Annotated in this window: 14 protein-coding genes; 9 read left to right on the top strand and 5 right to left on the bottom strand. The window is 70.4% G+C overall.

What is annotated here, in order from left to right:
• Positions 1 to 150 precede the first annotated feature (150 nt).
• Both ACIBCT_RS04180 and ACIBCT_RS04185 read left to right on the top strand, forming a co-directional pair.
• Positions 151 to 819, top strand: a complete 669-nt coding sequence (locus tag ACIBCT_RS04180) for a response regulator transcription factor (protein ID WP_012888073.1) — start codon at positions 151 to 153, stop codon at positions 817 to 819.
• A gap of 3 nt (positions 820 to 822) precedes the next feature.
• Positions 823 to 2,100, top strand: coding sequence for an ATP-binding protein (locus ACIBCT_RS04185; RefSeq protein WP_399185920.1), 1,278 nt, complete (start codon positions 823 to 825; stop codon positions 2,098 to 2,100).
• Between the two features lie 123 nt (positions 2,101 to 2,223).
• On the opposite strand, the gene ACIBCT_RS04190 is transcribed toward ACIBCT_RS04185, so the two are convergent.
• Positions 2,224 to 2,754, bottom strand: a complete 531-nt coding sequence (locus ACIBCT_RS04190; RefSeq protein WP_399185921.1) for a GtrA family protein — start codon at positions 2,752 to 2,754, stop codon at positions 2,224 to 2,226.
• 417 nt (positions 2,755 to 3,171) lie between these two features.
• On the opposite strand from ACIBCT_RS04190, the gene ACIBCT_RS04195 reads away from it, so the two are divergent.
• The 4 genes from ACIBCT_RS04195 (at position 3,172) to ACIBCT_RS04210 (ending at position 5,732) form a co-directional block, all read left to right on the top strand.
• The gene (locus ACIBCT_RS04195) at positions 3,172 to 4,284 is read left to right on the top strand and encodes a 5-(carboxyamino)imidazole ribonucleotide synthase (RefSeq protein WP_399186093.1); all 1,113 of its coding nucleotides are present in this window, start codon (positions 3,172 to 3,174) and stop codon (positions 4,282 to 4,284) included.
• Between the two features lie 147 nt (positions 4,285 to 4,431).
• Positions 4,432 to 4,935: a 5-(carboxyamino)imidazole ribonucleotide mutase gene (purE, locus tag ACIBCT_RS04200; protein WP_399185922.1), complete on the top strand. Its 504-nt coding sequence runs from the start codon at positions 4,432 to 4,434 to the stop codon at positions 4,933 to 4,935.
• Between the two features lie 95 nt (positions 4,936 to 5,030).
• Positions 5,031 to 5,156, top strand: coding sequence for a hypothetical protein (locus ACIBCT_RS04205; protein WP_399185923.1), 126 nt, complete (start codon positions 5,031 to 5,033; stop codon positions 5,154 to 5,156).
• 330 nt (positions 5,157 to 5,486) lie between these two features.
• Positions 5,487 to 5,732, top strand: coding sequence for a DUF397 domain-containing protein (locus tag ACIBCT_RS04210; RefSeq protein ID WP_399185924.1), 246 nt, complete (start codon positions 5,487 to 5,489; stop codon positions 5,730 to 5,732).
• Between the two features lie 671 nt (positions 5,733 to 6,403).
• Here the strand turns inward: ACIBCT_RS04210 and ACIBCT_RS04215 are convergent.
• Complete coding sequence (locus ACIBCT_RS04215) at positions 6,404 to 7,705, bottom strand: UDP-glucose dehydrogenase family protein (protein WP_399186094.1); 1,302 nt, start codon at positions 7,703 to 7,705, stop codon at positions 6,404 to 6,406.
• Positions 7,706 to 7,868: 163 nt separating this feature from the next.
• Here ACIBCT_RS04215 and ACIBCT_RS04220 point away from each other — a divergent pair, with 163 nt between their 5' ends.
• Complete coding sequence (locus tag ACIBCT_RS04220) at positions 7,869 to 9,032, top strand: acyl-CoA dehydrogenase family protein (protein WP_399185925.1); 1,164 nt, start codon at positions 7,869 to 7,871, stop codon at positions 9,030 to 9,032.
• 211 nt (positions 9,033 to 9,243) lie between these two features.
• On the opposite strand, the gene ACIBCT_RS04225 is transcribed toward ACIBCT_RS04220, so the two are convergent.
• The 3 genes from ACIBCT_RS04225 to ACIBCT_RS04235 form a co-directional block, all read right to left on the bottom strand.
• On the bottom strand, positions 9,244 to 9,594 hold the full coding sequence (locus tag ACIBCT_RS04225) for a hypothetical protein (protein WP_399185926.1): 351 nt from the start codon (positions 9,592 to 9,594) through the stop codon (positions 9,244 to 9,246).
• Positions 9,595 to 9,935: 341 nt separating this feature from the next.
• The gene (locus ACIBCT_RS04230; RefSeq protein ID WP_399185927.1) at positions 9,936 to 11,129 is read right to left on the bottom strand and encodes a PP2C family protein-serine/threonine phosphatase; all 1,194 of its coding nucleotides are present in this window, start codon (positions 11,127 to 11,129) and stop codon (positions 9,936 to 9,938) included.
• A 380-nt stretch (positions 11,130 to 11,509) separates the two neighbouring features.
• Positions 11,510 to 14,536 carry a glycosyl hydrolase gene (locus ACIBCT_RS04235; RefSeq protein ID WP_399185928.1) on the bottom strand — a complete coding sequence of 1,009 codons (3,027 nt, stop codon included), beginning with the start codon at positions 14,534 to 14,536 and terminating at the stop codon, positions 11,510 to 11,512.
• Positions 14,537 to 14,967: 431 nt separating this feature from the next.
• Between ACIBCT_RS04235 and ACIBCT_RS04240 the strand changes: the two genes are divergently transcribed.
• Both ACIBCT_RS04240 and ACIBCT_RS04245 read left to right on the top strand, forming a co-directional pair.
• Positions 14,968 to 16,005 carry a LacI family DNA-binding transcriptional regulator gene (locus tag ACIBCT_RS04240; protein WP_399185929.1) on the top strand — a complete coding sequence of 346 codons (1,038 nt, stop codon included), beginning with the start codon at positions 14,968 to 14,970 and terminating at the stop codon, positions 16,003 to 16,005.
• 238 nt (positions 16,006 to 16,243) lie between these two features.
• Complete coding sequence (locus tag ACIBCT_RS04245; RefSeq protein WP_399185930.1) at positions 16,244 to 17,551, top strand: ABC transporter substrate-binding protein; 1,308 nt, start codon at positions 16,244 to 16,246, stop codon at positions 17,549 to 17,551.
• Positions 17,552 to 17,601: the final 50 nt, after the last annotated feature.

Below are 17,601 nucleotides of genomic sequence, written 5' to 3' on the forward strand. Positions count from 1 at the left end.
AGGTGGGGGACCTACCGCTCGGCCTCGGGCCGTTGCGGGATGACTATCCGGGATTTATCAGTGTTTGCCCAGGTCAATGGATAGGTCAACGACACGTCAAACCGCGCGCTGTACCCGGGAAACGATCCCCTAAGGTCCTACGATCGCAACATGACCTGTGTACTACTCGCCGAGGATGACACCTCGATTTCCGAACCATTGGCGCGCGCGTTGCGCCGCGAGGGTTATCAAGTAGAGGTGAGCCCTGACGGCCCGCAGGCTCTGGAACGAGCGCTGTCGGGCGGCATCGACTTGATCGTTCTCGATCTCGGTCTTCCCGAGATGGACGGCCTGGAGGTGGCCCGGCGCATCCGCGCGGAGGGCCACGGTACTCCCGTGCTGATACTCACCGCCCGCGTCGACGAGGTGGACACCGTGGTGGGCCTCGACGCCGGGGCCGACGACTACGTCACCAAGCCTTTCCGCCTGGCCGAGCTGCTGGCGCGCGTCCGCGCCCTGCTGCGGCGCGGCACGTCCGAGACGCCGGTGGTCCAGGGCGTGCGCATCGACGCCGACTCCCGCCGCGCCTGGATGGGCGACAAGGAACTCCATCTGACCACCAAGGAGTTCGACCTGCTGAGGGTCCTGGTCCGGGACGCCGGGAAGGTGGTCACCCGGGAGCAGATCATGCGCGAGGTGTGGGACACCAACTGGTGGGGTTCGACCAAGACCCTGGACATGCACATCTCCTGGCTACGCCGCAAGCTCGGGGACGACGCCGCCAAGCCCCGGTACATCACGACGGTTCGAGGGGTCGGCTTCAGGTTCGAGCGCGAGTAGGAGATGCGCCGCCGCCTGCTCTCCTCAACCCTCCTCGTCGCGGTCATCGGGGTGTTGTTGCTCGGCATTCCCCTCGGTGTGGCGGTCAACCGGCTCATCGAGGAGGAGGCGACCCAGGCGCTCTCCTCGCACGCCAAGAGCCTGCTGGGGGAGGTCGAGTACGCCCGGATCCAGGATCAGCCGGTCGACGAGCAGCAACTGGAACGTAAGTACTCCGATCTTTACATTCAGATTTACGCGAAGGGGACGCCGCCCCAGGTGATAACGGTGGGCACCGAGCCCCCCGAGAGCCAGAAGATGACCGAGGACGCCCAGTCGGAGAACGGCGTGTACGTCGCGGTCAGCCGGGACAGGACGGAGGTGGAACGCGAGGCGCACGCCTGGCTCTTCCTCATCCTCGGACTCGCCGCGGCTGCCCTGGCGGTCGCGGTGGGGCTCGCCATCGTGCAGTCGCGGCGCCTGACGCTCCCGCTCAGCGACCTGGCGATGATCGCCGAGCGGCTCGGCTCCGGTGACGCCCGGCCCAGCAAGCACCGCTACGGGATCCAGGAGCTCGACCGGGTGGCCGAGGTGCTGGACCGCAGCGCGACCCGCATCTCGGACCTGCTGGCCAGGGAGCGGGAGTTCGCCACCGACGCCTCCCACCAGCTCCGCACCCCGCTCACCGGCCTGACCATGAGGCTGGAGGAGATCGTCGCGGCCGCCGACGAGCCCGGCATCGTCAAGGAGGAGGGCGAGGCCGCGATCGTGCAGGCCGAGCGGCTGACCGCCGTGATCGACGAGCTGCTGGCCACCGCCAGGAGGCAGCGTCAGGCCCAGGCCGAGATCGTGGAACTCGACGCGCTGCTCGACCAGCAGTTCATCGAGTGGGGACCGGCGTTCCGCCGGGCCGGGCGGAGGCTGAAGCTGGCCGGCACCCGCGAACTCCAGGCCCTGGGCACCGGGGGCGGCATCAGCCAGGTGATCTCCACCCTGCTGGAGAACTCGCTGGGACACGGCGACGGCACGGTGACCGTGACGACCAGCGTCAAGGACAGGTCCGTCGTGATCGAGGTCGCGGACCAGGGCAGGGGCATCCCCGACGACCTGGCCCCGAGGGTCTTCGAGCGGAACGTCAGCGGGGGCGGCAGCACGGGTCTGGGCCTGCCGCTGGCCAGGGCGCTGGCCGCCGCCGACGGCGGGCGCCTGGAGCTGGTACGGCCCCGTCCCGCGGCGTTCGCGCTCTTCCTGCGCCAGGTGGGGGACACGGGCAGGAACCGCGTCGTCCGCGGGCCCGCCTGACCGTAGGGACGGCCCGTCGCGGGGGTGGCGCCTTCGTCCGCGGCGCGGGCCCGGGGCCCGGGGGCCGGGCGCGGTCCGGCGGGGTCTGCGGGGGGTTACAGGGGTCTGCCGGGGGTTGCGGGGTCAGTGCTGCCGGGGCGGCCGCACGTCCTCCTCCGGGGTCTTGTTCAGCAGGTACACGTGGCCGTTCACCTGGCCGGTCGGCACCGGTGCGACCGGGGTGACGCCCGGCAGGAAGACCCACTTCTTGTAGGACCAGAACCGGAACAGGGTGCCGAGCCCGGTCCCGATGAGCAGCGCGACGTTGTAGCTCAGCGCGTCCTCCAGGCCGAGCGTGTAGGTCACGAAGCCGATCACCAGCAGGGAGATCAGCAGGCCGATGCCGTTGAGCACGAAGAACAGGAAGTACTCGCGGGCCAGGCCGCTCTGTTCCCGGTCCTTGAACGTCCAGTGGCGGTTGCCGAGGTAGGCGAAGGTGGCCGCGACGACCGTGGCGATGACCTTGGAGGTGAGCGGTCCCCAGTCGAACCCGAACCGGAGCAGGTTGGTGGTACCGGTGTCGATCAGGAAGGCGATCGCGCCGATCGCGCCGAACTTCGCCAGTTCCCGTGCCAGCCCGGCGAGCCGCCGGTAGGCGTTTCGGAGAAACTCCACGTCCGTGCACGGTCCTTTCGGGTCGACCGGTGATCCACCACGTCGGAGGACCTCGAACACTCTCGGATCAGGGTACCGGTGCGGCGCGCGAGGCCGCGTGACATCATCTCGATTTTCTCATAGTCCCCATCAGGGACGATTCAGGAAATGTCTTATATCGCGTTTCGTGAAGACGCCCCGACGTTACGCTGAGCCGGTGGATCGCGGGAAACCTCCGGACCCCGCCGGGGTGGACAGGGGCGCCACCCGGGCGGAGAACACGCTGGGCGGTCGTGCCTGCGAGGCGACCCGGAACGGCCGCCCGGCCCCCGCGCCGATCCCGCCGCCGGCCGGCCGACCGGTCCCGTACCGGGAGCGGTACACTCGACCGCCGTGAGCAGCCATTCTTCGGCCCATCCCCGCGGACCCGTCGTCGGCATGATCGGGGCGGGCCAGCTGGCCCGGATGACCCAGCAGGCGGCCATCGCCCTCGGCGTCGAGCTGAGGGTCCTGGCGGGCTCGCCCGACGAGAGCGCCGCCCGTGTGATCGCCGACGTGCGCCTGGGCGACCACCGGTCCCTGGCGGACCTGCGCGACCTCGCCAAGGGGTGCGACGCGGTCACCTTCGACCACGAGCACGTGCCCACCGAGCACGTCCGCGCCCTGATCGAGGACGGCTTCGCCGTGCACCCCGGCGCCGACGCGCTCGTGCACGCCCAGGACAAGGCCGTGATGCGGGAGCGGCTGACCGCGATCGGCGCCCCCTGCCCGCCCTGGCGGCGGGTGGAGACGGCCGCCGACGTCGAGGGGTTCGCCGCCGAGCACGGCTGGCCCGTCGTGCTCAAGGCGGTCCGCGGAGGGTACGACGGGCGGGGCGTCTGGGTCTGTCGCTCGGCCGGGGACGCGGCCGAGGTACTGGCCTCCGGCGTGCCGCTGATGGCCGAGGGGTTCGTGACGTTCGAGCGGGAGCTCGCCGTGCTGGTCGCCAGGTCGCCGCACGGGCAGGGCGTCAGCTACCCGGTGGTGGAGACCGTCCAGCGGGACGGGATCTGCGTCGAGGTGCTCGCCCCCGCGCCCGGCCTCGACCCGGAGCTGGCCGCGACGGCCCAGCGGATCGCCCTGGACATCGCCAAGGAGCTCGGCGTGACCGGCCTGCTGGCCGTGGAGATGTTCGCCGTCCCCTCCGGCCTGATCGTGAACGAGCTCGCCATGCGCCCGCACAACAGCGGGCACTGGACGATCGAGGGTTCCCGCACCTCCCAGTACGAGCAGCACCTGCGCGCCGTCCTCGACCTGCCGCTCGGCTCTCCCGCGCCGACCGCCCCCGTCGTGGTGATGGCCAACCTGCTGGGCGGCGACGACCCCGACGTCTTCGCCAGGTACGAGCACGTGATGGCCCACGATCCCGGGATCAAGGTCCACTTCTACGGCAAGGAGGTGCGGCCGGGGCGCAAGATCGGCCACGTCACCGCGCTCGGCACCGACCTGGACGAGGTCCGCGCGCGCGCCCGGCACGCCGCGGTCTACCTCACCGAGGGACGGTACACCTGAGAGCCGCCGTCACCGGGGCCCGACCGCCCCGGGTACGGCATCACCGAGGCACGCGGCCACCGGGCGCGACCTCCCCCGGGGCGTGACCCCCGGGAGCACGGCATCACCGAGAACGCGGCCCCCGCGGCCCGCAGGCAGGGAGAGAGCATGACCACCGTCGGCATCGTCATGGGCAGCGACTCCGACTGGCCGGTGATGAGACTCGCCGCCGAGGCGCTCGCCGAGTTCGGGGTGGCCTTCGAGGCCGACGTGGTCTCCGCGCACCGCATGCCCGAGGAGATGATCGCCTACGGCGCCGGGGCGGCCGGACGCGGGCTGAAGGTGATCATCGCGGGTGCCGGGGGAGCCGCCCACCTGCCGGGCATGCTCGCCTCGGTGACCCCCCTGCCGGTGATCGGCGTGCCCGTCCCGCTGAAGTACCTCGACGGCATGGACTCCCTGCTGTCGATCGTCCAGATGCCGGCCGGTGTCCCGGTCGCGACCGTCGCCGTCGGGGGCGCCCGCAACGCGGGCCTGCTGGCCGTACGGATCCTGGCCGCCGCCGACGAGGGGCTCAGGGCGAAGATGGAGGCGTTCCAGGTCGCCCTCAAGGAGCAGGCCCATGCCAAGGGTGAGCGGCTTCGTGCCGAGGCCGCCCAGCTCGGAGCCTGATTATTCCCATTTTGACCACCATTTTAGGGAATTGCGGATAGACGGGAATGCACGGGGAAGGAGAGGATTCTCGCAGATTCGGGAGGTTGAGAATCATGAGGAATGCGATCCGTGCCATCCTCGGGCTCACCGTGGCGGTCCTGGCCGTGTTCGGCAGCGTGGGCGCGGGTGAGAGCCGGTCACCGGCCCACTCCGACGTGAGCTCCATCTCGGCGCGCTGACGCCCCGCCCGCGGTTCCCCGTACGGATTCCCCGTCCTTTCCGGGCCTCGCACCCGCGGGGTTCCCCTGTGCCACGCCGACACCCTGTCCCTGGTCCCTCACCGGATCGTTCGTCCTTTGCGGGCCTCGCGCCCGCGGATCCGCGCGTCCCCGTGTCCGCGCGACCACCGGCGCCGAAGGCGGTCCCGGTCTATCGTGTCGTCTACGTGGACCGCGACATCGAGGGGACGGCATCGATCGCCCCGAGACGTGGCGGAGATCCACACCCGTTCCGAAGAGAGCTCCGCGCGGGGCCCCGTCCCGGCCGGCGGGCATTGAGCGACGAAGGTGATGGACGACATGGACGCGGACCTCAGCAAGGCCGTCTGGCGCAGGGCGGCTCCCGAGGGGGACGGTGACGGCAACTGCGTCGAGGTGGCCGTGGTCGAGGACGTCGGCGAGGGCCACAAGGCTGGGGCCGGGCCGCTCTACGTGCTGCGCGACTCCAGGAACCCCGAGGGGCCGAAGCTGTTCTTCACCCGGGCGGAGTGGGACGCCTTCGTCGGAGGGGTGAAGCTGGGGGAGTTCGACAACTGATCGCGCCGGGGCTCACGGTCCCGGCCGGTCCGGGCGGTCCCTGCCCTCGGGCGGCGGGCCGGAAAGCCCGTTCCCAGGGCCTTTCATGACCCAGGTCAACGATTCTTCGTGCCCGTCTCCCTGAAATATCCACTAAAAGTATCGTTAATCCAAATTGAAGGCGATTTTATGTATTTGTCTTTCATGGCGGATACGGTGGATATCGAAAGATTCGAGAGATCGGCAATGAAGAGAGGTGGCCATGAACTTCAATGCGATCTTTTCCGGGACTTCCCGGCTCGGGCACGACCCGGACCGCTGGAGACGCCGCTATCGGCGTCGGCGCCGCTGGTACAGGGACTACTGGTACTACTACTGGTGACGTAGAGCACGGCGGACCGAGGAGCGACAAGACTCCTTGGACGCCGGTTGCGAAAGCGGCGGGCCCCCGGCCGATATCGGGAGCCCGCCGCTTTCGTGTGAGACCAGCGCCGTGCCGGACGGCCGTCGCGCGAAGCGCCTTTCACGCGAATCGCCTCGTGCGAAGCCCCTCCCACGTGAAGCGGTTCTCGGCGTCAGGCGCCGTTCACGTGAGACGGCCTGCGTGCGAGGCGCTTCCTCGTACCCGGCGGCGTCCCCGTGAGGCGTCACCGTCACCGACCCGGATCATGATCGCGGGCCGAGACCGGAACTCAGGGACGGCCGAGAGCGCGATAGTGCCAGCCCGCCGCCCGCCAGACCTCGGCGTCGAGGGCGTTACGACCGTCAACGATCTTGCGGGAGGCCACCGCCGAGCCCAGTTCCTCGGGATCCAGGGCGATGAACTCCTGCCACTCGGTCAGCAGCAGCACGACATGGGCGTCCTTGGCCGCCTCCAGCGCGGACCGCCCGTAGGACAGGTTGGGGTGGGCACGGCGGGCGTTCTCCTGGGCCACCGGGTCGTAGACGGTCACCCGGCCACCCTGTTCCCTGATCTTCACCGCCACGTCGAGGGCCGGGGAGTCGCGGATGTCGTCGGAGTTGGGCTTGAAGGCCGCGCCGAGCACCGCCACCGTACAGCCGCGGAACGACCCCCCGGCCAGCTCGCGGGCCAGGTCGACCATCCGGGCGCGACGGCGCATGTTGATCGCGTCCACCTCGCGCAGGAAGGTCAGCGCCTGGTCCGCGCCGAGCTCCCCGGCACGGGCCATGAAGGCCCTTATGTCCTTGGGCAGGCATCCCCCGCCGAAACCGAGCCCCGGGTTGAGGAACTTCCCCCCGATGCGGTCGTCGAAGGAGAGCGCCAGCGAGAGCTGCTTGACGTCGGCGTGCGCGGCCTCGCAGACCTCGGCCATCGCGTTGATGAAAGAGATCTTCGTGGCCAGGAAGGCGTTCGCGGCCACCTTGACCAGCTCGGCCGTCGGGTAGTCGGTGATCACTATCGGGGTGCCCATCTCCAGCATGGAGGCGTACACCTCCCGCATGATCTTCTCGGCCCGGTCCGAGGCGACGCCCAGCACGATCCGGTCGGGGTGCAGGGTGTCCTTCACCGCGAACCCCTCGCGAAGGAACTCGGGGTTCCACGCCAGCTCGGCGCCCGCGCCGATGGGCGCGAGCCGGGCCAGCTTGTCGGCCAGCCGCTGGGCGGTGCCCACCGGGACGGTGGACTTGCCGACGACCAGGCACTCACGGTTCAGGTGGGGGGCGAGCGACTCGATCGCCGCGTCCAGGTAGGACACGTCCGCGGCGTACTCGCCGGGCTTCTGGGGGGTGCCCAGGCACAGGAAGTGCACGTCCCCGAAGGCCGCGGCCTCCTCGTAGGAGGTGGTGAAGCGCAGCCGCCCGTTGGCCAGGTTGCGCCTCAGCACCTCCTCCAGCCCGGGTTCGTAGATGGGCAGATCCCCGGCCTGCAGACGGCCGATCTTCTCCGCGTCCACGTCGAGGCTGAGCACCTCGAAGCCCAGCTCGGCCATGCATGCGGACGTCGTCGCACCGAGGTATCCGGTTCCCACCATCGTCAGGCGGTAGGCCACTGGTGCTCCTTTCGGTTCTGCCCAATTCTTTGCCGTCAGGGTATCGGCATCCGGCACGGTCACTTTGCCACCTGCGCAAACGCCGGGACAGAGATCTGACGGGGTGGATCGCTCCATACTTTGTTGGACGTCCTACTATTTGCCCATGAGCTACCCTCTCTACGCGTTGCCCGAAGAGCACCAGATGCTCCGCGAGACGGTCCGCGCCCTCGCCGACGAGAAGATCGCCCCCCGCGCCGCCGAGGCCGACGAGACCGGGGAGTTCTCCTGGGACGTCTACAAGGCGCTCGTCGCGGCGGACCTGCACGCCGTGCACGTTCCCGAGGAGTACGGCGGCGCCGGTGCCGACGCCCTCGCGACCGTCATCGTCATCGAGGAGGTGGCGCGGGCCTGCGCCTCGTCCTCGCTGATCCCCGCCGTCAACAAGCTCGGCACCGTCCCGCTGCTGCTGTCGGCCTCCGAAGAGCTCAAGCAGCGCTACCTGGCACCGGTCGCACGGGGCGAGGCGATGTTCTCGTACGCCCTGTCGGAGGCGGAGGCCGGCAGCGACGCGGCCGCCATGAAGACCCGCGCGGTGGCGGACGGCGACCACTACGTGCTCGACGGCGCCAAGATGTGGATCACCAACGCCGGCGTGTCGGAGTACTACACGGTGATGGCCGTCACCGAGCCGGGCGTCGGGGCCAGGGGCATCTCCGCGTTCGTCGTGGAGAAGGGCGACGAGGGCGTCAGCTTCGGCGCCAAGGAGCGCAAGCTGGGCATCAAGGGCTCCCCGACCCGCCAGGTCATCCTCGAGAACGTGCGGATCCCGGCCTCCCGCATGATCGGCGAGCCCGGCACCGGCTTCAAGACCGCGCTGGCCACGCTGGACCACACCCGCATCACCATCGCCGCCCAGGCGCTCGGCATCGCCCAGGGCGCCCTCGACTACGCGGTGGGGTACGTCAAGGAGCGCAAGCAGTTCGGCAAGGCCGTCGCGGAGTTCCAGGGCGTGCAGTTCATGCTCGCCGACATGGCCATGAAGCTGGAGGCGGCCCGGCAGCTCACTTACGCCGCCGCCGCCAGGTCCGAGCGGGCCATGGAGGGCGAGCCGCAGAAGGACCTCACCTTCTTCTCCAGCGCCGCCAAGTGCGCCGCCTCCGACGCCGCCATGGAGATCACCACCGATGCCGTCCAGCTCCTGGGCGGGTACGGCTACACCAGCGACTACCCGGTCGAGCGCATGATGCGCGACGCCAAGATCACCCAGATCTACGAGGGCACCAACCAGATCCAGCGCATGGTGATGGCCCGCCAGCTCCTGAAGTAGGCCTTGAGGTGCACAGACCCCGCCCTCGTCTCCTCAGGGGCGGGGTTGGCCGTCTCCCGGTTCCGACGCTGAACGATCACTGTTCCGTCCCGGGGCTCAGGTCGATCAGTGGTCAGAGGCAGTGCCGAGGCCTCTCCCCTTCACAAGGAGTCTTTCGTGTCCTCCCCCGCGTCCCGGCTGCTGCTGACGATGGACGATGTCGTCCGCGCGATTAGGAGGAAGGTCGATCGTTCATGGCGTCCGCCAGATCGTCCTCGGTCAGGCGAAGGGTGAAGGCGCTGCCTGTTCGGTGCGGATCCCAGCCGTGGTCAAGGGCCCTGCGGATGGTCGCCGACACGAGTGCGGGTCGTACGGTCATCGCTCGTTCCCCGTACCAGGCGTCCGGCCGGGAGCAGGGGAGCGATACCAGGAGGACGCGTCCCGGCCCGTTGGCCGACTCCACCGCGAAGGTCAGCGGCCCCCAGCTGTTCGCCTGGCAGTACGTGGGCTTGCGGCGGATCCGCCAGCGGTAGGCGATGTCGTCGACCGTGATGAGCCGTGAGCCCTTCTTGGGAATCGACATGGGGACGGCCTCCTGCTGTTGTTCCGTCGCTGTTCCACGGGGAAGCCGGAACCGGCGGCAAGTGACGCGAGACGCCCGCAAGCGTAACTCCTGCTCAAGGTGCGCGATCGAGTCGTTGTCGCAGACGGGCCGGATCCGTGACCGGAGATGCCCAGATCTACGAGGGAACCAACCAGATCCAGCGCATGGTGATGGCCCGCCAGCTCCTGAAGTAGGCCCCGGGGTGCACGGACCCCGCCCCACCCTTCGGGGACGGGGTTCGCCGGCCCGCGTCGCCGGCCGGTGACAGGAGAACGGCCGGACGTCACGGCCCGTGGCGGTCGCTGTCCGGGAGGGCGGTGTCAGGGTGAGGCGGGGGCGGGTGAGGGGCCGTGCCAGTCGAGGCACACGGTGGTCGCGTCGTCGGCCATGTGCCCCTGACAGGCGTCTATCACCGCGGCGACCAGGGTCTGGACGACCTGCCTGGGGTGCTGGTGGCGGGTGTCGCGCAGGAGGGCGGGCAGGTCGACGGCCGCGGCGCCGCGTTCGTGCATGCCGTCGGTGATCAGCAGCAGCCGGTCGCCGGCGCGTAGATCCAGGCGCTGCACCCGGTAGGAGCCGCGCACGGAACCGCGCAGAGCGACGCCGAAGGGCGGGTCGATCTGCAAGGTCACCTCCGTCACCGTGCCCTCGCGCAGGCGCAGCGGCCAGGGGTGGCCGGCGTTGACGAGTTCGGCGCCGGTGCCGCCCATGCCGATGCGCAGCAGTTGCCCGGTGGTCAGGGCGCCGCGACCGTGGTCCAGTATGGCCTGGTGGGCCTGGCGTGCCTGCTCGGCGATGTCGGCGCCCGCGCGGCGGGCTCCGCGCAACGCGTTGACCGTGAGGGTGGCCAGCAGGGCCGCGTCGACGTCATGGCCCATGGCGTCGGTGAGGGAGACGTGCAGATTCTCATGATCGAGGGCGTAGTCGTAGGTGTCGCCGCCGATGTCGTCGGCGGGTACCAGGCCCGCGGCGAGGGTGAAGTCGGCCGCCTCGCAACAGGAGGCGTCCGGCAGAAGCCGGTACTGGATCTCCGCGGCCAGGCTCGTCGGGGTGGTGCGGCGGCGCACGTGGTAGAGGTCGGTGAAGCGCCGGTCGGTGATGATGATGTACGCCAGGGCGTGTGCGGCCTGGGCGACCTGCTCCAGCACGTCCTGGTCGAGGGCGGGAACGGTTACCTCCAGCACCCCGATCGCGTCGCCGCGGTTGCTGACCGGTGCGATCACCCTCTGCCCGCCCTCGCCGTCCGCCACCGAGTACGGCTCCTGGGTGCGCAGCACGTCGTCGTACTCACTGCCGTCGAGCCGGATGTACTCGGCGCCCTGCTTGTTCTGCTCCGTGCTCTGCTCGGTCACCCGCACCAGTTCGCGTCCGATGAGGTCGACGAAGAGGAAGGACACCCGCTTGGCCCCGAATCGCTCCCGCAGGTTGCGCGCCACCACGTCCAGGGACTCCATCGGCGCAGCGGCCTCCGCGGCCGCCAGTACCTCGGCCAGCTTGAGCCGTTCCTCGGCCATGCCGCCTCCTTCGTCTTCTTTCGTCGGTTACATCCGGCGGGATGGCATATGAGCCGACCTTTCCATGGTCTCGTACCGCGGGGGTCGGGCAGCCACCGGATCGATCGGCGGGGCTGAACCGATGTCGGACGGCTTCATGCTTCCACCGGCCGGGTCGTGGACCGCCGATCCGGCCCTCCCGCGCGGCGGCGAAGGCGACGCCCGGCCACATCAGGGTGGTCCGGACTCGAGGTGAGGGGCCCCGGCCGGTGCCGGAGGTTTCCCGGCCGACCGTCAGGCCGGCCCCAGGGCCGGTGGGGTGCCGAACGTCGAGGGCCCCGGCGCATCGTGGCGCCGGGGCCCTGTCGGCGTTCTCCCGGAAAACGTACGACGTGAGCGGGTCAGCCCGGCACCAGGGTCCAGGACTGCTGGTCGTTGACGAAGGTCGCGGACGTTCCCGCGACGTGGAAGGAGTCGGCGCGGCCGTTGTAGGGGTCGAAGGTCGACTGCAGGGCGGTGCCGCGGGCCTTGTTGACCAGGCGGTAGTAGCCGTCGGACGTGGCCGTGATCCGCCAGAGCTGGGCGTCACCGGCCGCCGCCGGGGTGTTCATGATCTTGTGGTTGCCGGTGCCGCCCGGGTAGGGGTCGGCCGTGGCGGTGAGCCGGGCGCCGGGGTATCCGACGTTGGTCAGGGTGTGGTAGCCGCCCCCGGCGTCGGCGATCTGCCAGCGCTGCTGGTCCCAGCCCCAGGAGGCGGGGGTGACGGCGGAGGCCCGGCCGGCGCCGCCGTCGAAGGCCTCGCCCGCCGAGTGCAGCGCGACGGTCGGCTGCGCCTTGTTGACCACCCGGAACACCCCGACCGGGCCGGTCCGGCGTCCGGCCGCGAAGGCGGTCCCGTGGCTGGTCGGCCTGCCGCCGGCGTCGTGGAGCGTGGAGAACAGGCAGGTGGGGCTGTGGGAGCAGTTGTCGGCGAACCAGGCGTAGCGCTGGACATAGGGCAGGCTCTCCAGCAGCGCGACGATCTTCTGGATCGCGGTGTCGGCGCGGGCGTGGGTGGGCGTGCCGTACATCGCCTTCCAGGCCGAGGTGTCGATGGTGCCGATCTCGGTGAGCCAGATCGGCTTGTGCCACTTGTTCCAGGCGTCGGCGAGGATGCCGCGTACCTCCTCGACGACACCGGGGCTGGTCCAGTCGGGGTAGATGTGCAGGGTGATGACGTCGACCCGGTAGCCGCGCTGCTGCGCGCCGGTCATGAAGTCGTCCAGCCAGCCGCTCCAGTAGTTCGCGGGCGCGGGGCTGCCGAGGGTCAGGCCGGTGCTCTGCAGGGACGGCCACGCGTCGAGCGCCTGGGTGACGGTCATGTTCGCCTGGTCGGCGAGGTCGGGCTCGTTGAAGCCGAGCAGGTGGGTGTACCTTCCCTGCTGCCGCCCGGTCGTCAGCGCCGAGATCGTGGCCGGGGTGGCCGCCGCGCCGTTCCACACCATGGGGACGAACTCGACGCCGTTTCCCGCCTGCCCGGTGGTCGACCAGTTGTAGTACCAGCGGGAGCCGGTGGCCGCCAGGCGGGCCTGGTCGCCGCTGTAGGCGATCGCGCCGACGCCCTTCTTCGGGGTGGAGTTCACCGGTACGCCACCGGCGTAGTCGACGAGGTAGGCGACGTCGCCGGTGGCGGTGACGGCGGCTCCGGTGCCGTTGACGACGTGGTGGATGCCGCCGCTGCCGACGAGGAAGACCGAGGCCATGCCGTGCAGGGCGACGCCGGCGCGGTCGGGCACCTCGATCGCCCGGTCGGCGAAGACCGGCTGGTTCCGGTTGAAGAAGGAGTAGACGCCCAGCCCCCAGGCCTGGTGGGTGGTGACGGACGTGCCCACCTTGTAGGAGGCGTAGCCGTTGGACGCGCCGTTCCTCCAGGCGGCCTGGCCGGGCGGGTCGTAGGGCAGCTCACTCTGGTAGAAGACGGTACGCCCGCCCTGGCCGTTCCAGACGGTCTGGTGCTTCTGGTAGTGCTCGACGAACAGGCCGAGCGCGGTGACGTCGTCGCCGTTGACGGTGACGCCGGTGTCGGCGGTGTTGGCCGACCATCCCACGCCCGTCCCATGGTCGGCGCGCCAGGCCCAGATGTTGTCGATCAGGACGTCGTCGCTGTTGATCAGCAGGCTGTTCGCCGCCCTTCCCGCGGTGGCGCCTCCGATGCGGAAGAACACGTCCTGGACGGAGACGGGGTCGGCGGCGTGTGACACGCCGGTCTTGGCGGCACCGACCGTCAGGAGGTTCGGCGAGGTGACGGGTCCGGCGTCGACCATGAACCCGGCGAGCCGGACGCCGTCGACGTCCGCGACCTCCAGGGCGGCGGTGCCGGTGGTGGGCTGCAGCGTGGCGAGCCCGAGGCCCAGCACGACGGTGCCGGCCCGCCGCACCGCGAGCGCCCGGTCGAGCCGGTAGATCCCGGGGGTCAGCAGCAGGTGCCTGCCCGCCGCGAGGTGGGCGTTGATGGTGGCGGCGGTGTCGGCGGGCCTGGCGATGTGGAAGGAGGAGATCGGGATCGAGGTGCCCGGCGAGGCTCCCCCGGCCCACGTGGTGCCCGAGGACGCGGTGCGCAGCGAGGGCACGAACACCGAGTAGGCGCCGGAGGCGTCCACGGTCAGGAAGGGCTTCTCCCTGCTGACCGGTGTGGTGGCGAGCGTGGTGATCTGCGGGTCGGGGAAGCTCTGCGGAGGGGCGCCCCGGACGCCGGAGAAGACGGTGTTCCACACCGAGCCGCTCCAGCCGCCGATCCGGCTGTCGCGGGTGTAGTACTGCTGCTGGGTGGTGGCGTCCACCCGCCCGTCCACCGCGGAGTCGGCGATGAAGCCGCCGCTGGAGTAGCCGAAGTTGGCGGTGCGCAGCTGCAGGTCACCCCGTACGTGGACGCGCCGCAGCGGTGCGGCCTGGGAGACCGCCCACCGGTTGACGCCGCCGGTGGGCGTGATGGAGAGGTTCTCGGCCGAGCGCCAGAAGTTCGTGAGCGCGTTCTCCCCGGCGGGGGAGGAGTCGGGCCGTCCTTCGACGCGGACGGCGCCGTTGACGACCACGTCGTCGGGGGAGGAGCCGAGCCCGGCGACGGAGGTGTAGTAGCCGATCTTCGCGTCCACGGTGTAGCCGCCGGGCTTGAACAGGAAGGCGGTGCGCCGCGTACCGAACTCGTCGTCCTTCTGGGCGGCGTACGCGTCGTCGAGCCGGGCCTGGACGGTGGCCGCGGGCGTCGACGGGTCGAAGATCGTGACGTTGGGGCCGAAGTCCGGTGCGGCCGCGCCGGCGGTCGGGGCGGGAAGGACGGTGAGGGCGCCGGTGAGCAGGGCCGCCGCGGTGAGCGTGCCCGTCAGCCGCAGGGCGTGGCGGCGGTGGCCGCCGGGTGGCCGGAGCGGGCGTCTCCGGGCGTGGATGGACATGATGCGATCTCCGATCTCGGGGGGTGTGGGCATGGCGAACGGAACGCCGATCGGGGAGGGGAACGCGTGCGCGGGAGCCGCCGGGCCGCGGTGCGGCGGCGGTGCGGGTCCCGGGCGGGGAGGGGACGGATCCTGTGACGGGGGGCGGGTGGTGGGAGCCGTCCCGGCGGGAACGGCGAGGGCGGGCCCGGCGCGCGGCGGGGAGCGCCCACGACGCCGTCCCGGATTGTTAAATCGTTTTAGAAGATCCCGGGTTCCGTTAACGTACGTGTAATGCGGAAGGCCGTCAAGGGTCCTTCCGGCCAACGATGCCCGGCCCGGCCCGAGGCTCAGAAGGGTGCCTACGTGCTTCTGCGGCGCGAAGTGGGGAACGTTGCCCACGAGGGTCCCGCCTGTACCATTCGGATGTGACGTCGTCCGGAGGGGGAGACATGGATTCGGGCGCCCGGCGGCGGCGGGTGACGATCGTCGACGTGGCCAGCCGCGCCGAGGTCTCCACCACGGCGGTGTCGAAGGTCCTTCGCAACGCCTACGGGGTCAGCCCCGCGATGCGCGAGCGCGTCAGGGCGGCGATCGACGAGCTCGACTACCGGCCCCAGGCCGCGGCGCGCGCCATGCGGGGCCGGACGTTCACCATCGGCGTCCTGCTGCCCCACATCAGGAACCCCTTCTTCGCCGACATCCTCGACGGGCTCCAGGAGCAGGCCGGCAAGGCCGACTACCAGGCGATCATGATCCAGGGCGGGGAGAACCCGCAGGCCGAGGAACGGGCGATCAACGCGCTGGTCGACAGGCAGGTGGACGGGATCCTCATGGTCGTCCCCCTCACCTCCCGGCCGCGCCTGGAGGAGATCGCCAAGGACGTGCCGACCGTCGTGCTGGGCCGCCACGAGCGGTCCTCGGTCTTCGACTCGGTCTTCGACGACGACGAGCTCGGCGCCGAGCTCGCGGTGGAGCACCTGATCGCCCTGGGGCACCGCAGGATCGCGCACATAGGGCAGAAGGACAAGAGCCGCGCCCGGCCGGTGGACCTGCTGCACACCATCAGGGCGGAGACCTACCGGCGCGTCATGCGCGACCACGGGCTCGACGCCGAGATCGACGTCGTCGCCACCTCGTACACCGAGGAGGGCGGCTACGTGGGCGCCCGCGAGCTGCTGGGCCGTCCCCGGCGGCCCACGGCCGTCTTCGCCGGCGCCGACCTGGCCGCCCTGGGCGCGATGGCGGCGGCGCACGAGGCCGGGCTGTCGGTGCCCGGGGACATCTCCATCGCCGGCTACGACAACACCAGGATGGCGGCCCTTCCCAACATCTCCCTGACCACCGTCGAGCAGGACGGCGTGGTCATGGGGCGTACCTCCGGGCGTCTCCTGCTGGAGCGGATCGAGGGGCGGACGTCGTCGGTGCGCTTCTCGGTGACGCCGTCGCTGGTGGTCCGTGACTCCACCGGTGCCCCGGTCCGGCCCTGAGCCGGCCGGCCCGGAGAGGACGATCCAGATGGGGCGGGCCCGTGAGCTGGGAAAACAATGGGTAACGTTATCCGTGATGACGCGATATCGTGTCCACGTGCAGGATGATCTCCCAGCGTTTCGGCGGGTAACGGTTGAGAATCGTTGCCCGTCGGCGACCTTGACGGGCTGTCGTGTGACGCCTACGTTAACTCGCAATCGGGCCTTAAAACGATTTCATAGGACCTTGGAGAGCGTCATGAACACCTCTCACCGCGCGCTGGGAGCGGCCCTCGCCGTCCTCACCATGGCGGCCCTGACCTCCTGCGGCTCTGACCCCCGACCGGCGGCCGAGGGCGGGGGCCCCGTGACCCTGACGTTCCTGGTGGACAACAGCCAGGCCACCATGGACACGGCCAAGGCGCTCGCGGCCGCGTTCACACGGGCCAACCCCACCGTCAAGGTCGAGACGGAGACCCGCCCCGGCGGGACCGAGGGCGACAACATCGTCAAGACCCGCCTGTCCACCGGCGACATGGCCGACGTGTTCTGGTACAACTCCGGCTCGCTGCTCCAGGCGCTCAACCCGGCCCAGACCATGGTCGACCTCACCGGAGACCCGGTGCTCGCCAAGGTGCAGAAGGACTACCTGCCCGTCGTCACCCAGGGCGGCAAGGTGTACGGCGTCCCGGCCGGCACCGCCATGGGCGGCGGCATCCTCTACAACCGCAAGGTCTACGAGAAGCTCTCCCTGAAGGTGCCCACCACCTGGGCCGACTTCATGGCCAACAACGAGAAGATCAAGGCCGACGGTCTCACCCCGGTGATCGCCACGTTCAAGGACACCTGGACCTCCCAGCTCCTCGTGCTGGGCGACTACTACAACGTCCAGGCCGCGGTGCCGACGTTCGCGCAGGACTTCACCGCCAACAAGGCCAAGTTCGCGACCACGCCGGCCGCGGTGGCGGGATTCCAGCACCTGGCCGACCTGCACGCCAAGGACATGCTCAACAAGGGCTTCGGCTCGGCCACCAACGAGCAGGGCATGAAGATGCTGGTCGAGGGCAAGGGCGCGCACTACCCCATGCTCAGCGCCCAGCTCCCGCCGCTGGTGGCCACCACCCCGGCGGCGGCCACCGACATCGGCTTCTTCGCCGTCCCGGGCGACGACCCGGCCGTCAACGGCGCCACCATCTGGGAACCGCCGGGCATCTACCTCGCCAAGACCGGCGAGCACCAGGCCGAGGCGAAGAAGTTCCTGGCCTTCATCGCCTCCCCGGAGGGCGCCGACGCCGCCAACAAGGCCGTCCAGCCGGCCGGTCCGTACCGGATCGAGGGCGCCGAGCTCCCCGACGACGCCATCCAGGTGGCCAAGGACCTCCAGGTCTACATCGACAGGAAGGCCACCGCGCCCGCCCTGGAGTTCGTCTCCCCGGTCAAGGGCCCGGCCCTGGAGCAGATCACCTCCGCGGTCGGCTCGGGCCTGACGCCCCCGGCCGAGGGTGCCGCCCAGTACGACAAGGATGTGGAGAAGCAGGCCAAGCAGTTGGGCCTGGCGGGGTGGTGACCACCCCCCAGCGCACCACCGGACCCCGCACGGACGCGGGGTCCGGTACC

Source organism: Streptosporangium sp. NPDC050855, assembly GCF_044456585.1.
Lineage (GTDB): Bacteria > Actinomycetota > Actinomycetes > Streptosporangiales > Streptosporangiaceae > Streptosporangium > Streptosporangium longisporum.

Excerpts from the sequence above, each read along its gene's own strand:
- ACIBCT_RS04180 (WP_012888073.1), top strand. The coding sequence starts at position 151 with ATGACCTGTGTACTACTCGCCGAGGATGACACCTCGATTTCCGAACCA.
- ACIBCT_RS04185 (WP_399185920.1), top strand. The coding sequence starts at position 823 with ATGCGCCGCCGCCTGCTCTCCTCAACCCTCCTCGTCGCGGTCATCGGG.
- ACIBCT_RS04195 (WP_399186093.1), top strand. The coding sequence starts at position 3,172 with ATGATCGGGGCGGGCCAGCTGGCCCGGATGACCCAGCAGGCGGCCATC.
- purE (WP_399185922.1), top strand. The coding sequence starts at position 4,432 with ATGACCACCGTCGGCATCGTCATGGGCAGCGACTCCGACTGGCCGGTG.
- ACIBCT_RS04205 (WP_399185923.1), top strand. The coding sequence starts at position 5,031 with ATGAGGAATGCGATCCGTGCCATCCTCGGGCTCACCGTGGCGGTCCTG.
- ACIBCT_RS04210 (WP_399185924.1), top strand. The coding sequence starts at position 5,487 with ATGGACGACATGGACGCGGACCTCAGCAAGGCCGTCTGGCGCAGGGCG.
- ACIBCT_RS04215 (WP_399186094.1), bottom strand. The coding sequence starts at position 7,705 with ATGGTGGGAACCGGATACCTCGGTGCGACGACGTCCGCATGCATGGCC.
- ACIBCT_RS04220 (WP_399185925.1), top strand. The coding sequence starts at position 7,869 with ATGAGCTACCCTCTCTACGCGTTGCCCGAAGAGCACCAGATGCTCCGC.
- ACIBCT_RS04225 (WP_399185926.1), bottom strand. The coding sequence starts at position 9,594 with ATGTCGATTCCCAAGAAGGGCTCACGGCTCATCACGGTCGACGACATC.
- ACIBCT_RS04230 (WP_399185927.1), bottom strand. The coding sequence starts at position 11,129 with ATGGCCGAGGAACGGCTCAAGCTGGCCGAGGTACTGGCGGCCGCGGAG.
- ACIBCT_RS04235 (WP_399185928.1), bottom strand. The coding sequence starts at position 14,536 with ATGTCCATCCACGCCCGGAGACGCCCGCTCCGGCCACCCGGCGGCCAC.
- ACIBCT_RS04240 (WP_399185929.1), top strand. The coding sequence starts at position 14,968 with ATGGATTCGGGCGCCCGGCGGCGGCGGGTGACGATCGTCGACGTGGCC.
- ACIBCT_RS04245 (WP_399185930.1), top strand. The coding sequence starts at position 16,244 with ATGAACACCTCTCACCGCGCGCTGGGAGCGGCCCTCGCCGTCCTCACC.